Here is a 13,295-nt window from a genome sequence, read left to right on the forward strand (position 1 = left end):
CGGTTCACGTCTCCTTGAGCTCGGTGATCGGGTCGCGGACCCAGCCCTCGTTCTCCAGCTTGATCGTCGAGATCAGCACCGCGCTGCCGCCCGCGTCGAGCTGGGGCAGCGCCTGGTACTCCGAGACCCAGCAGCGGAACACGTTGTAGCCCAGCACCTTCTGGCCCTGCTGGTTGTAGACCTCGATCGTGATGTTCTTGCGGAACGTGGCCAGCGACATGGCCGCGTCCCCCGCAAAGTTGTTGACCTTGTTGGCCCATTCCTCGAACGTGGTGTCGTGGGTGACCCCGGCCTCCAGGGTGATCGGGTCGTATTTGGTCTTGCCGGGGATCTGCCGTGGCGCGCTCGAGTCGCCGCCCTCGTACCAGGGCGTGACCTCGGTCGTCCGCTTCAGCGCGCTGCACTTGTTCACGGCGGCGACCGGCTGGCCGTCGACGACGATCTTGAATTTGAACCCGAGGTAGGGGTCGAACCGGGTGGTGTTGACCGTGAACCGGGGCATCCTCCGCGCTCCTTCCGCCCGCTGCCGCCACTACTGCCCGGCGGCGAGTCCGGCCTTCTGGCTGATCTTGACGACGACGAACTCGGCCGGCTTGAGCGGCGCGAATCCGAGCTTGACGTTGACGATCCCGGCGTTGATGTCGGCCGCGGTGGTGGTCTCGTCGTCGCATTTGACGAAGAACGCCTCGCTCGGGGCGCCGCCCTGGAAGGCGCCCTGCCGGAACAGCGACATCATGAAGGCGCCCAGGTTGAGCCGCAGCTGCGACCACAGCGTCTCGTCGTTGGGCTCGAACACCGCCCACTGGATGCCGTTGTAGACGCTGACCCGCAGCATGATGGCGGTCCGCCGCACCGGCACGTAGCGCCATTCGGTGTCCGAGGGCGGGTGGACCGTACGGGCGCCGAAGGCCACCACGCCGGAGCCCGGGAACCGGCGGATCACGTCGACGCCGCGCTGATTGAGGTTGCCGTGCTCGACGTCGCCCAGTTCGGCGGCGAGGCTGACGACCCCGTTGAGCGTCGCGCCGACCCCGGCCGGGGCCTTCCACACCCCGCGGGTAGCGTCGGTGCGGGCGTACAGACCGGCGACGAACCCGGACGGCGGCAACAGCACCGGCGCCCGTGATCGTCCGGCCGGATCGAGCGACTTCACCCAGGGGAAATACAGCGCCCCGTACGAGTTGACGACGTTGAGGCCGGTGCGGAACCGTTCGGCGTCGCCGGCGTCCTCGTCGTGCGACGCGGTCTCGCCGAGATAGAACATGTCGCGCAGCGGCCGGTTGCCGCAGTAGGCCGCACCCTTGTCGTACATGACGGTGGTGGCCTCGCCCGGCACGGCCAGCAGGCTCGCGTCGGTGACGGCGTCGAGCCGGGAGAAGGCGGCGGCGAAGCTCTCCTCGGACAAGTCGCCCACGTTCCCGTCGTCGCCGAGCACGGCGTCGGAGACGACTCCGGCCTTGGCTGCGTCGCCGATCTGCAGCGCCTCGACGAGCGCGGGGCGCTGCACGGCCGCGCCGCCCTCGGCGTGCGCCCCGGCCGCGGCGTCCAGGCGGAGTTTGCTCAGCGCGTCGCCGGTCGGTGCGGACTGCACCCGCACCGACGAGCCGGCCTTGTTGGTGCCGGACTGCAGCAGCAGCCGCGCGTTGTCCCCGGTGCCCTCGACCGTGCAGGTGAAGCCGGTGAAGGCGGCCGCGTCGGTGGAGTTCTTCTTCTTGGCCGGCGCGAGCGCCACCACGGCGTCCTTGAGGGCCGTGGCGACCACGGCGACGTCGGTGGAGGCGGCCGCCGCGTCGGGCAGGCTGATCTGCTGGAAGCCGTCGCCGTCGACGTTGACGAGCAGCGCCCGATCGGTCTTCAGCGGCAGCCCCGGCTTGGCGCCGCCGCGGAACAGGCCGCGCTGGGTCGTCGTGTTGTCCTTGAGGAAGGTAACGTCGACGAGGGAGGAGTTCTGCGACAGCACGGTCCCGGCGAAGTTGGGGGCGGCCGGGTCGACGCTCAGGTCGTCGAACGTCTCCAGCGGGGCCGTGTCGCGGAAGTCGCCGGGCACCACGTCGGGGTCGGCCTGCCGGCGCACGCTCACCCGGAACTCGTTGCCCGGGTCGAGCGAGCCCTCCTCGACGGTGAGCAGCAGCGAGTTGCCCCAGGCGCCGCTGTTGCGGGCCGAGAACCGCACCGCGGCGCCGACCGGTGTGGCGGCCCGGTTCTGCACGGTGACCGACGCGACCTTGGCCTCCGGGTGGGTCACCCGGACGATGTAGCACTGCCGTCCGCCGTTGTTGAAGAACTGGAAGACGCTGTGGGCCAGATAGCCGTCGGTGAGGAAGTCGCCGTACACGCGCTGGAACTCGGTCCAGTTGGTGATCCGGGTGGCCGCGGACGGGCCCATCCGGGCCAGGCCGACGAAGGCGGCCGTCGAGGTGCTGGCGGTGTCCAGCGGTCGTACGCCGCTGGACACCTCGTCGATGTAGACGCCCGGATAGCTCACCGTGGCCATGGCTGCTCCTATTTCTGCTCGCGGGCGGCGCGGCGGGGGGTCTTCTTCTCCTCGGCCGGCGCGGCCTCCGGCTCGTCCGGGGACCGCTCCTCGCCGATCTCCTCGACGTCGATGAGCCCCCGCTCGCGCAGGCGGTCGACCTTGGCGTTGCCGCCGATCTCGACGTCGTCCAGGTCGGTGCTGCTCGCCCCGGGGGCCAGACGCACCGAGCGGCCGCTGGTGAGCGGCACATAGAGCGGCCCGGCGACGGCCAGGCTGCGGATCCTCACCGCCATGTCGTGCCTTCTTTCCTCGTGTGGGTGGGTCAGGCCGCCGGGTGACAGGCCCGGCGCACCGCCTGCACCAGCTCCGGCGGCGACGAGCCGATGAACCGGTCGACGTGCGGCCGCATCGCGTACAGCTGGGCCGTCGCGCCGTGCGGTCCGACCACGACCACCCGGATGCCCGGATACTGGTCGAGCAGGTGGGTCGCCACGCCCGGCACCTCGTCGCCCGTCGCCGCGACCACGACCACGTCGGCCCGCAGCGAGCCGGCCGCCCGCAGCAGCGCGGACGGCTTCGCCGCGACGCCCACGACCTCCAGGTCGTGGTCGGCGGCGACCGCCGCGCGCACCGCTTCGCACAGGGCCGGCGGCAAGGCGCCGAAGAGGACTCGCACCGGTTGCACGTGGGCCTCCTTCTCGGATTCCCACGCTACGGTCGCGGCCGTTCCGGCTGAATGGAGCAAGGTGCTCAAGAAGGGACCAGGGGCCGTCCTGGTCCCGGGTACCAGGCGGGGCTCAGAGCGTGGATCGGCGGGCGTGGCTGCGCAGCAGGGCCGCCGCCTCGCCGCGCCGGTGCACGCGCAGCTTCTCGAGCAGGTTGTGCACGTGGTTCTTCACCGTGCGCACCTCGATCGACAGGCGGCGGGCGATCTCCTTGTTGGACATGCCGTCGTCGATCAGGCCGAGGATCTGCCGCTCGCGCGCGGTCAGCCGGCCCGGTCCGGCCGAGACGTCGAGGCCGGGGCCGCGCGGCCCGACCCGGCGCATCAGCACCGCCGCCACCGGGGGCGGGCACCAGATCTCGCCGCGGGCGGCGCTGTGCACGGCCGTCACCATCCGGGCGTACGGTTCGTCGCGCAGCACGTAACCGCCGACGCCGGCCTCGGCGCACGTCATGATCTCGCCGTCGCTGACCGACACTGCGTAGGCCACCACGCGCGCCGGGTCGGCCGCGGTGACGATCTGCCGGCAGATGCCGCGGCTCTCCAGCCCGGCCATGCTCAGCAGCACCACCGAGAAACGCCCGGAACCGAGCAGGGGCAACGCGTCCACGGCGCCGGCGGCACCGGTCACGAACGCGACCCCGGTCTGGGTGGCGAGCTCGCGGACGAGGCTGTCCCGGTGCAACGCGATGTCGTCGACGACCAGAACGCCGAGGCCCGATCCGAGTTGATCAATCGTCATGGAATGCCTCCGCTGGCGCCGATCTGCAAAGACAAGCGCAATTGCCGGGGACCGGCAAGGATTGTGACGCGAGCACGACAAGACCGCCCGCACCTCAACAAGGGGGCCGCATCCGCCGCGCAAATACCATTCCCCGTGGGGGGACATTCGGTTTCGACCCGTTCATGCGGCGCGCGCACCGGATCTTCGTACGAGAGCAGCCTTTCGGTGCTTCCACCACGGCCCGCGGGTCTGCTAAAGCAACATTCCGAAAACGCCGCTCGCCATTTCGGCCGCCGGGTCCCCTTTCGGGGTGAACTCCTCTTTTTACGGCGCCGCGCTCAATGCCCCCAGGTGCCGGTCGACCAAGAGGCCTTGGCCGGCGTCGCGACCGGATAGAGAACCAGATTGCCGTCGTTCTGCAAATTCAGGTCCGAATCGCCCTTACCGGCCGTGGCCGTGCTCCACACCTTCTGGCCGGCGCCGTCGAACAGGGCCAGGCTGCCGTCGCGCTGGTTGGTCAGGCGGATCGCCTTGAGGCTCCCCCTCGGCCACCGGCGGGCCGAGCATTCCGGGCGCGACGGGCTCCGGCCGTTGCTCCAGGCCGGGTACGGGCGGTGGGTGACGGCGTCGAACGTCTTGCCGTAGCCGTTGGCGTAGGCCCAGTCAAACCTGGGCCGCCACGCCGGCCAAGGTCCGTTGAGGACGCATGACCGGCGATCGTAGACGGGTCAGGCAGTGAACGTTGTCCGCCGGCGCCGGGCCAGGATGAAGGCCACCGCGCCGCCGGCCAGCAGCACCGCGCCCAGCCCGCCCATGACGGCGATGTTGGCGCCGGTCAGCGGCAGGCCGCCACCCGTGTCGCCACCGGCGTCACCGCCGCCGACGCCACCCGGGGCCTCGGTGGTGGGGGCCGCCGTCACCGGCGGGGTGGCCGGCGAACTGGACGGGATGGGGTTCGTGGGCTCTACTTCCCCGCCGCCGGGCGGAACGGTGGCGGTGACCGTGGCGGTCGGGGTGACGGTGGCGGTCGGGGTGACCGTGGCGCCCGGAGTCGCCGGCGGTGTCGTGGGCGGGGTCCCCCCGGCGGGGATGACGACCTTGCCCGAGCTGCTGTTGTCGCCGGTGTACGGCGTCTCCGGAGTCACCTTCGTCATCAGAGGCAGGGTTTTGAAGCCGCCCCGGGTCAGCTTGTCGCGTCCGAGCCACGTCGGGCCCTGCGCGTCCGCGTACTCCTTGGTGTACCAGGTGAAGCTGTAGGAGTATTCGGCGCCGGGCTGGGCCATCGGGTGGACCCGGATCATCCCTCCGCCGAACTTGTACGAGCCGCCCGGCTCGATCTCGTTCGGCGGCTGGCAGAGCGCCTCCTGGGTGCCGACCGGGATCTGGTCGTACGGGAGGCTCTCGTTGTATTTGCAGGTGATGTAGCTCGACGCGAACCAGAGGCCCTGCGTCTTGACGTGGAGCACGACCCGCAGCGGCTTGTCGCCGTCGTTGCGCACCTCCATCGTCTCGTTGACCCACTTGTCCGCCACACCGGTGAAGGTCTTGGGCGCCGGGCCGGCGACCAGGATGGCGTTGGGGTCCGCGGGCGGCGCGGCGTGGGCGGGCGCCGGCACGAGAGCGGCGGTGAGGGCGGCCGCCGCGGCCAGGCCGAGGAGGCGTCGAACAGTTGTCACGGTGGGGTGAGCTCCTTGAGCGCGGGCTGCATGATCAGTACGAGCGCCGAAGAGTACCGGCATGCGAAGCTGCCCACTGCCCCGCCGAACACATCCCTCAACAGGGGACTTTTCCAGCATCGATGATCGTCGACGGCGTCAGAGGTTGTCACCGTAGTTACTCATCGGTAGATTGCGGCAAGCCCGCCGAACAAGAGGAGACGCCGGTGACGGCCCCGACCGTTGAGCCGCACAAAGCCACGCTCCAGCGATCCGTCTCGCTGTTCCAGGCGTTCCTGGTCGAGCAGACCGATCCCGACCGCTTCTACACCGCGCTCGCGGCCGACTCGGTCGGTCAGCTCACCCGATACGGGTCCCTGCGCGACCAGCTGGTGCTGGACGTGGGCGGCGGCCCCGGCTACTTCGCCGACGCGTTCGGCAAGGCGGGCGCCCGCTACGTGCGGCTCGAGCCGGACGCCGGCGATCTGGCCTCCGGCGTCACCGGCGAGGACTCGGCGATCGGCGCGCTCCGGGCCAGCGGCATGGAGCTTCCCATCCGTACGGGCTCGGTCGATGTCTGTTATTCCTCCAACGTGCTCGAGCACGTGCCCGACCCGCCGCGCATGCTCGCCGAGATGGTCCGGGTGACCCGGCCCGGCGGACTGATCTACGCGTCGTTCACGCCGTGGCTGTCGCCGTGGGGTGGTCACGAGACGGCTCCGTGGCACTACCTGGGCGGGCATTACGCGGCCCGCCGCTACGAGCGCCGCAACGGCAAGCCGCCGAAGAACAAGTTCCGCCAGAGCCTGCACCCGTATTCGGTCGGCGCCGCCCTGGCCTGGGCCCGCCGGGCCGAAGGGGCCACGCTCGTCGACGCGCTCGCCCGCTACCACCCGTGGTGGGCCCAGTGGATCCTCAAGGTGCCGGCCGCGCGCGAGGTCCTCTCCTGGAACCTCGCGCTCGTCCTGCGCCGCAACTAGCGGGCAGTCATCGAGACGGGGTCGGTGGTGCGGTCGTTCACCTGCACCCGGAACTCGTAGCGGTGCCCGGCGATCAGCAGGATGGCGTCGTAGCGGTTGCCGTCGACCGGGAAGGGATCGGTGCGCCACTGCTCGCCGGCCGTGGCGTCGCGCAACTGGATCCGATAGAGCACATCGGTCCGGGTCTCGCGCCACGTCAGCCGCGCGTTGCCCGGTCCGGTCGCGCTCACGGCCAGGTCCGTCGGCAGGGCCGAGTTCACCACCACCCGTACGGGCGAGGACTGCGGACCCGTCCCGCCCGGGTTGAAGGCCGCGACCTTGAACTCGTACTCGTGCCCGGCCACCAGGTTGGTCAGCGTCGCCTTGCGCCCCCGCGCCCCGATCTCTTCGCGGGTGAACTCCTTCTCCGCCGCGGTGGCGTCCCGCCGGAAGATCCAGTGCCACGTGTCCCGGGACTGCCAGGACAGCTCGACCGTCGTGCCCTCCGGCCGGGCCCGCAGGCCGGTCGGCGCCTCGCCGGGCGGCGCAAGCTGGGCCCGCACGCGGACCACGGGCGACCGCGTGCCCTCGCCGCCGTCGTTGACCGCCGCCACCACGAACTCGTAGTCGCGCCCGTGCTCGAGCGGCCGGGACCGGAACTGCGTCGTGCGCGCGAAGCCGGGCACGCCCCAGTCGGTGGCGCCCGCGGTGGCGTCACGCTGATAGACCTTGTACGCCAGGCCGGGCGCGACCTGCGGCCACGAGAGCAGCACGGTGCCGTCCGGCCGGGCCTGCGCGCTGGGCATCCCGGGCGCCGGCGGGGCGGCCACCACCACCTTGGCCCGTACGCCCTGGGAAGGCTTGCTGTCCCCGCCGCCGCCCACGGCGACCACAGTGAACTCGTACTCGTGCCCGTGCCGCAGCGGCCCGACCGTCGCGCTCTGCCCGGGGTAGGCCCCCGCGCCGGTGCGCCCGCGCTGCCCGGTGGTCAGATCCCGGTAATAAATCTTGAACAGCTGCACGAACGGCACCTCGGCCCAGTGCAGGGTGACCTTGCCGGCGTTGTCGGGTTCGGCCCGCACCAGGCCGGGCGGCGGGGGCGGCGGCACGGTCGCGGTCATGGCGGCCACGGGTGACATCGCGCTCTCGCCGCGCCGGTCCACCGCGGTCACGCCGAACTCGTACTCGTGGCCGTTGGTCAGGAACTCGAACCGGCCGGGGGCGGTGCCGGGCAGCCGGACGAAGTGGGTCTGCCCGGCCGTGACGTCGCGCCGGTACACCCGGTAGTCCCGGCCGCCCTCGACCGGCCAGGTCACCTTGGCCGTGCCCGAGCCGTCCGGGGCCGCGGTCACGCCGGCCGGCGCCGCGGGCAGCTGCCGGGAAGTCCGGGGCGGCCACGGCACCTCGAAGAACCGGGGGCGATAGATCGACGCGTCGGCGTAGGCGACCGCCTCGTCGAGGTCGTTGACGTTGTACGACACCAGAAGCGTGCCCGGCCGGGCCAGTTCGAGGTGCAGGTCGGCGTCGTAGACGATGTGCCCGGCCTCAGCCTCGGGCGCGCGGAACAGATAGTGCGGCCCCTCGAACGGCCCGGTCGGCGTGGCCGCCGTGTACGCCACGAAGTCCGCGCTGAACATCAGGTTGTTCTCGTGGGTGACCAGCACGTACCGGTCGCCCACCCGGCGAACGCCGAAGCTGGTGCCGACGCCGCTGAGCAGCCGCCCCGAATCCCCGGCCTTCGGCGACCAGTCCCGGCCGGTCCAGAACTCCCACGGCTGCCCGAGGTCGGTGCCGCGCAGCCGGGCCACGTGGGCGAACTTCATCGTCCCGGCCGCCTCGGAGCCGTACACGTACGTGTATCCGCCGTCGGTCATCACCTCGGAGCCCCACGACACCTTGTCGCCCAGCGGCAGCGCGCGTAGCCGGCCGGTGGCCAGGGTGGGCAGGGCCAGGGTGGCCAGTTCAGTGGCGGCCAGCGCGTGGTCGAGCGGGCCCGGCCCGGTGCGGCGGATCCGGTTGACCAGCACCTGCACCTGGTCGCTCTGCACCGAGGCGTCGCCGATCCAGTGGTATTCGCCGTCGTCGCCGGTGGTGACGAGCGAGGCCGGGCGGGCCGGGCTGCCACCGACGACCGTCTCGAGCCGATCGCCGTCCTGCACGATCGCCGAGTTGTGGATCAGCGAGGCCGAGCGTGGCCGGGCGCCGTCGGGGTCGGGGCGGCCGAGGAACGTGTCCGAGAACAGCCACAGCCGGCGTCCGTCGGGCAGCGGCACCGAGGCCGTCCGGTCGGCGCCGAGCCAGTCGCCCGAGGTGTCGCCGTAACGCTGGAACATCGCCGTGAGCTCGGCCGCGGACGTGCCGCCCGGGTTCACGGGCACGGCCCTCGGCCCAGCCGCGGCCGCCACACCCAGCAGCACCACGACCGTCCAGGCGGCGAGCATCCACCGCATTCCCCACCGCACCAGGTGACCCCCGTCCGCCCGATCAATCGATCGATAGCGTTGCATGCCGCGGTCGCGGCGCGATAACGGCAGTCCGCAACCGCAGTCCGACCAGGACGGACGTGGCGGCCAGGGCGACGACCGCGGTTCCGAGCGCGCCGAAGGCGATGCCGGTCAGCGTGTGCGGAAGCAGCAGCCAGGTGGCGAGCACGAAGATCGCGGCGCAGACCCACAGCGGCGCCGCGGGCCACCGGGCGCCCGCCGCGACCTGGGCGTTGACCAGCACGAAAAGCACGCCGTAGACGGCTCCGGTGGCCGCGAAGACCGGTGCGTAGCGGCCCAGGTCGGCGTACCCGGGGCCGCCGGCCAGCCGGAACGCCAGCCCGCCGGCCACCGCCGCGCCCGCGATCAGCAGCACCCCGCACGCGGCGACCAGCGACAGCGCGACCCGCAGGGTGCGGCGGTCGGACTGGGCCAGCCGGGGCAGGGCGAGGATGGTGACGACCTGCGGGGCCCAGAGCGCGCCCTTGGTCAGCACGGTCCCGACCGCGTACGCGCCGGAGGCGTCGAACGGCAGGAACCGGCGGGCCAGGATCAGGTCGGCGTACGAGACGACGAGCATGGCCAGGGTCGCGCCGCCCGCGGTCAGCACCGCCCGCGCGGCCAGCGGCTGCCCCGCGGCGGCGGCATCCGGGCGGCGGGCCAGCAGATGCAGCACGGGCAGCACGAGCACGGCGGTGGCCGCCCCGAGCAGCAGGGCCCCGGTCAGTCCGAGACCGGCGGCGAGGCCCGCGACCACTCCGCCGTACCGGCCGCCGGCCAGCACGGCCAGGCCCACCGCGAGCGGCACGAACCGCTGGTCGCCCTGCATCTCGCCGAGCCAGCGCCCGGCCGCGACCACGCCCACGGTGGAGACGCCGGCCAGCACGGTGGCGAGGACGGGCAGCCGCAGCACGAGCACGGCCACCGGCAGCGCGGCGGCCAGCGCGCCCGCGGTCACCAGCACGGTCAGCAGCGCCGAGCGAGTCACCGAGGTGGGGCCGTGCCGGGCCCGGTGCACGGCCACCGCGATCTGCAGACCGGTGCTGGCCACCCCGGCGATCGCGGTCATCGCCAGCAGGGTGGCCAGCGCGCTGAGACCGGCCGCGGTGAGCTGGCGGGCGCCGATCACCGGCACCACGTACGCCAGCAGGTTGGCCAGCACCCCGGCCGCGGTCACCGAGATCCCGGCCGCCCCCATCCCCGTCTGCCTGGTCACGCCTGTTCCTCACCGGTTGGTCGTTTACAGTGGCCGCCGTGCACCGATTGAGGCGCTGGGCGCTGCCCGCGACCGCCGTCCTGGTGACCGCGGCCGTCCTCGCCCCGCTCGCCGCGCCGGGCTACGTGCTCTCGTACGACATGATGTTCGTCCCGCGTCAGCCGCTGCGCGCCGACCTCGTCGCCCCCAGCGCCACCCTGCCCCGGGCCGTGCCTCAGGACGCGCTGGTCTCGCTGGCGTCGGTGCTCGCGCCCGGCTGGGTGGTGCAGCGCGTCGCCCTGGTCGCGATCCTGCTGCTGGCGGCGCTGGGCGCGGGTCGTCTGGTGCCCACCGAGCGGCTCGGGCCCCGGCTGGTCGCCGCGGTCGCCTACGCCTGGACGCCCTTCCTGGCCGAGCGTCTGCTCCTCGGTCAGTGGGGGCTGCTGCTGGCGTACGGGAGCCTGCCGTGGATCGTCGCGGTCTGCCTGCGGAACCGTGGCCCGGCGATCGAACAGCCGGACGGGCGGGATCGCGGCTCCACGCTGAGGCTGCTGGCCGCCTGCGCCCCGGCCGCGGTGACCCCGACCGGTGGCCTGATCGCGTTCGCCACCGTGCTGGTGCTGCGTCCCCGCCGTTCGTGGGTTCCGGCCCTGCTCAACGTGCCCTGGCTGCTCGCCACCGCGCTCAGCCAGGCGGACGGGCGCAGCGATCCGGCCGGGGTGGCCGCCTTCGCCGCGCGCGGCGCCGACTGGACCGGGCCGATCGGCGCGCTGCTGGGCACCGGCGGCGTCTGGAACGCGCAGACCACTCTGCCCAGCCGTTCGTCGCCGCTGGCCCCGCTGGGCACCCTGCTGCTGCTCGCGCTGGCCGTGGCGGGCTGGGGGCGGCTGCGTGAACGGCTGCCCGCCGGGATGGCGGTCCGCCTGCTGGTGCCGGCCGGCGGCGGTTTCCTGCTGGCCTCGCTGGCCGTGCTGCCCGGCGGCCGGGGCCTGCTCGAGTGGGCGGTGGCCGAGGTGCCGGGGGCCGGCGTGCTGCGGGACGGGCAGAAGTTCCTGATCCCGTACGCGCTGGTGCTGTGCCTCTGCGCCGCGCTGGGCGCCGAGCGCACGGGCCGGCGCGAGGTGCTGGCCGGCGCGCTGCTGCTGCCGCTGGTGGTGATGCCGGATCTCGCGTACGGGGCGGCCGGTCGCCTGGTCCCGGTCCGATATCCGGACGACTTCGCCGTCGTGGCGCGCGCGATCGAGCGGTCGCCGGGCGAGGTGGTCTCGCTGCCGTTCGCCGGCTACCACACGTACGCCTGGAATCGTTCCCGGACCGTTATCGATCCACTCCCCCGCTATGTGGACGCCGACGTGGTGCGCGACGACCGCCTGCTCGTCGGCGACCGCGTGATCGCGGGCGAGAGCCGGCGCGCCGATGAGATCCGCTCGGCCCTGGCCGAGGGGCGGCCGCTGGCCACGCTGGGCGTGCGCTGGGTGGTGGTGCAGCGCGTCGAAGGGGAGGCCCCGGTCCCGCCCGGCGCGCTGGCCGGATTGAGAATGGTGCATGCGGGAACCGACCTCCGGTTGTACGAGAACGGGTCTTCGCAAAGAAGTTACTAGGTGGTAACGTCCCGCGCACATCGCAAGCCTGTCGATGTCGCTGCTCAGAAGGAGTCCCCACATGCGTAAGGCCCTTCCTCTGGTCCTGGCCGGGGTGATCGCCCTGGCCCTCGGCGCCATCGGGTCGGTGGCGCTGGCCTCGACCTTGACCGGCTCGTCGTCGGAGGCGGCCAAGACCGCCGACGACACGCAGGTCGTTCCCGGGGTCTACGGCACCAGGTAGGTCCGGTCCATCCCGGCCGGCGCCGGGACGTGCGTGGCCCCCTCAACCAGGGCCGAGAAGCGCTCGCCCGCCGCCGGCCAGGTGAACCTGCCCGCGTGGGCCCGGGCCGCGGCGCCCATCGCCAGCCGGAGGGTGTCATCGGTCAGCAGCAGGCGCACCTTCGCGGTGTAGTCGGCGGCGTCGTCGGCCAGCAGTCCGGTGCGACCGTCGACGAGGGATTCCTCGACGCCCCCGGCGCCGCGGAAGGCCACGTTCGGTGTTCCCACCGCGGCCGCCTCGACGATGGTCAGGCCCCAGCCCTCCTTGAGCGAGGGGGTCAGCGCCACCCACGCCTGGCTGAGCAGAGTGCGCTTCTCCGGCTCGTCCACGAACCCGGCGAAGCGGACCCGGTCGGCCACGCCCAGCCCGGCCGCGTAGTCCTTGAGCGCCGGCTCCCACCAGCCCTGCCCGGCCACCACCAGGGTGATTCCGGGAAGCTCGCCGGTCAGGGCGGCCACCGCGTCGATCGCCACCTCGACCTGCTTGTGCGGGACGAGCCGACCCAGCACCACGAGCGACGGATGCGCCGTACGCGCGACCGGGGCCGTGACCGTCATGTCCGGAGTGCCATTGTGGATGATCGTCACCCGTTCCGGGTCGACGCCGAGGACCGCGAGCTCGTCGCGGGTCGCGGCCGAGACGGTCACGTAACGGCACCGGCGGTAGACGCGCGGGGCGAGCGACGACTCGATCCACCAGCCCAGTTTGGCCAGGCGCGGGCCGAGCACCACCGGCCACTGCTCGCGGTGCACATGGTGCACGAGCGCGATGACCGGGCAGCGGGCCCACAGCGGGGCCAGGAAGGGCAGGCCGTTGCCGACGTCGACGATCACGTCGGGACGGCCGTGGCGCCGGCTCAGCGGGCCCAGGCCAAGGAAACCCAGCAGGTAGAGCAGGGCCGCGCGCAGATAGAGCGTGTGCCGGCCGCCGCGCCGCAGCACCCGCAGGCCGTCGGCCGTATGCTCCCGCGCGGCACCGTACGGGTGCTTGGCGCAGAGCAGCGTTGCCCGGTGCCCGCGCCGGACGAGCTCACCCGCGATGCGCTCGACGTACACCTCGGAACCGCCCCCCTGGGGATTCCGGGTGTCCCGCCAGTTGAGGAACAGCACATGCCGGGACCCGGCGACAAAAGTGTCCACAATCACCCCTACTCGCGAGTAGCATTCGCGGTCGGGTCACGATATGGGGTCGCCTGCCGACTCCGCAACGGTCAATC

At 72.6% G+C, this 13,295-nt stretch carries 11 protein-coding genes and 1 pseudogene; 3 read left to right on the forward strand and 9 right to left on the reverse strand.

Annotated elements, in window-relative coordinates; genetic code table 11:
* Nucleotides 1-4 precede the first annotated feature (4 nt).
* From ACZ3I4_RS23565 to ACZ3I4_RS23590, 6 genes are all read right to left on the reverse strand, one after another.
* A complete protein-coding gene (locus ACZ3I4_RS23565; RefSeq protein WP_465384155.1) occupies nt 5-502 on the reverse strand; it encodes a phage tail protein in 498 nt (165 codons plus the stop codon).
* A 30-nt stretch (nt 503-532) separates the two neighbouring features.
* Complete coding sequence (locus ACZ3I4_RS23570) at nt 533-2,494, reverse strand: phage tail sheath family protein (RefSeq protein WP_465384156.1); 1,962 nt, start codon at nt 2,492-2,494, stop codon at nt 533-535.
* A gap of 8 nt (nt 2,495-2,502) precedes the next feature.
* Nucleotides 2,503-2,769 carry a hypothetical protein gene (locus ACZ3I4_RS23575; protein WP_465384157.1) on the reverse strand — a complete coding sequence of 89 codons (267 nt, stop codon included), beginning with the start codon at nt 2,767-2,769 and terminating at the stop codon, nt 2,503-2,505.
* Nucleotides 2,770-2,798: 29 nt separating this feature from the next.
* Nucleotides 2,799-3,161 (reverse strand): response regulator, encoded by a 363-nt coding sequence (locus tag ACZ3I4_RS23580; RefSeq protein ID WP_465384158.1) that lies wholly within the window; start codon nt 3,159-3,161, stop codon nt 2,799-2,801.
* Nucleotides 3,162-3,273: 112 nt separating this feature from the next.
* Entirely contained in the window at nt 3,274-3,942 is a 669-nt protein-coding gene (locus tag ACZ3I4_RS23585) for a LuxR C-terminal-related transcriptional regulator (RefSeq protein ID WP_465384159.1), read from the reverse strand.
* 710 nt (nt 3,943-4,652) lie between these two features.
* Nucleotides 4,653-5,600: a hypothetical protein gene (locus ACZ3I4_RS23590; protein ID WP_465384160.1), complete on the reverse strand. Its 948-nt coding sequence runs from the start codon at nt 5,598-5,600 to the stop codon at nt 4,653-4,655.
* Between the two features lie 206 nt (nt 5,601-5,806).
* Between ACZ3I4_RS23590 and ACZ3I4_RS23595 the strand changes: the two genes are divergently transcribed.
* On the forward strand, nt 5,807-6,559 hold the full coding sequence (locus tag ACZ3I4_RS23595) for a class I SAM-dependent methyltransferase (protein ID WP_465384161.1): 753 nt from the start codon (nt 5,807-5,809) through the stop codon (nt 6,557-6,559).
* Here ACZ3I4_RS23595 and ACZ3I4_RS23600 read toward each other — a convergent pair.
* Together ACZ3I4_RS23600 and ACZ3I4_RS23605 are read right to left on the reverse strand one after the other, a co-directional pair.
* Nucleotides 6,556-9,000 (reverse strand): fibronectin type III domain-containing protein, encoded by a 2,445-nt coding sequence (locus ACZ3I4_RS23600; RefSeq protein ID WP_465384162.1) that lies wholly within the window; start codon nt 8,998-9,000, stop codon nt 6,556-6,558. The genes ACZ3I4_RS23595 and ACZ3I4_RS23600 overlap by 4 nt on opposite strands.
* 22 nt (nt 9,001-9,022) lie before the next feature.
* Nucleotides 9,023-10,219, reverse strand: coding sequence for a polysaccharide biosynthesis protein (locus ACZ3I4_RS23605; protein ID WP_465384419.1), 1,197 nt, complete (start codon nt 10,217-10,219; stop codon nt 9,023-9,025).
* Between the two features lie 56 nt (nt 10,220-10,275).
* Here ACZ3I4_RS23605 and ACZ3I4_RS23610 point away from each other — a divergent pair.
* Both ACZ3I4_RS23610 and ACZ3I4_RS23615 read left to right on the forward strand, forming a co-directional pair.
* Nucleotides 10,276-11,793: pseudogene (locus tag ACZ3I4_RS23610) on the forward strand (MmpA family trehalose lipid delivery protein); the annotation flags it as partial.
* 85 nt (nt 11,794-11,878) lie between these two features.
* Nucleotides 11,879-12,040 (forward strand): hypothetical protein, encoded by a 162-nt coding sequence (locus ACZ3I4_RS23615; RefSeq protein WP_202995177.1) that lies wholly within the window; start codon nt 11,879-11,881, stop codon nt 12,038-12,040.
* On the opposite strand, the gene ACZ3I4_RS23620 is transcribed toward ACZ3I4_RS23615, so the two are convergent.
* A complete protein-coding gene (locus ACZ3I4_RS23620; protein WP_465384163.1) occupies nt 12,025-13,218 on the reverse strand; it encodes a glycosyltransferase family 4 protein in 1,194 nt (397 codons plus the stop codon). The genes ACZ3I4_RS23615 and ACZ3I4_RS23620 overlap by 16 nt on opposite strands.
* Nucleotides 13,219-13,295: the final 77 nt, after the last annotated feature.

Source organism: Actinoplanes sp. NPDC021490 (assembly GCF_055562135.1).

What these genes read in the sequence shown, in the direction of transcription:
- ACZ3I4_RS23565 (WP_465384155.1), bottom strand. Translation starts at nt 502, where the DNA reads ATGCCCCGGTTCACGGTCAACACCACCCGGTTCGACCCCTACCTCGGG.
- ACZ3I4_RS23570 (WP_465384156.1), bottom strand. Translation starts at nt 2,494, where the DNA reads ATGGCCACGGTGAGCTATCCGGGCGTCTACATCGACGAGGTGTCCAGC.
- ACZ3I4_RS23575 (WP_465384157.1), bottom strand. Translation starts at nt 2,769, where the DNA reads ATGGCGGTGAGGATCCGCAGCCTGGCCGTCGCCGGGCCGCTCTATGTG.
- ACZ3I4_RS23585 (WP_465384159.1), bottom strand. Translation starts at nt 3,942, where the DNA reads ATGACGATTGATCAACTCGGATCGGGCCTCGGCGTTCTGGTCGTCGAC.
- ACZ3I4_RS23605 (WP_465384419.1), bottom strand. Translation starts at nt 10,219, where the DNA reads ATGGGGGCGGCCGGGATCTCGGTGACCGCGGCCGGGGTGCTGGCCAAC.
- ACZ3I4_RS23615 (WP_202995177.1), top strand. Translation starts at nt 11,879, where the DNA reads ATGCGTAAGGCCCTTCCTCTGGTCCTGGCCGGGGTGATCGCCCTGGCC.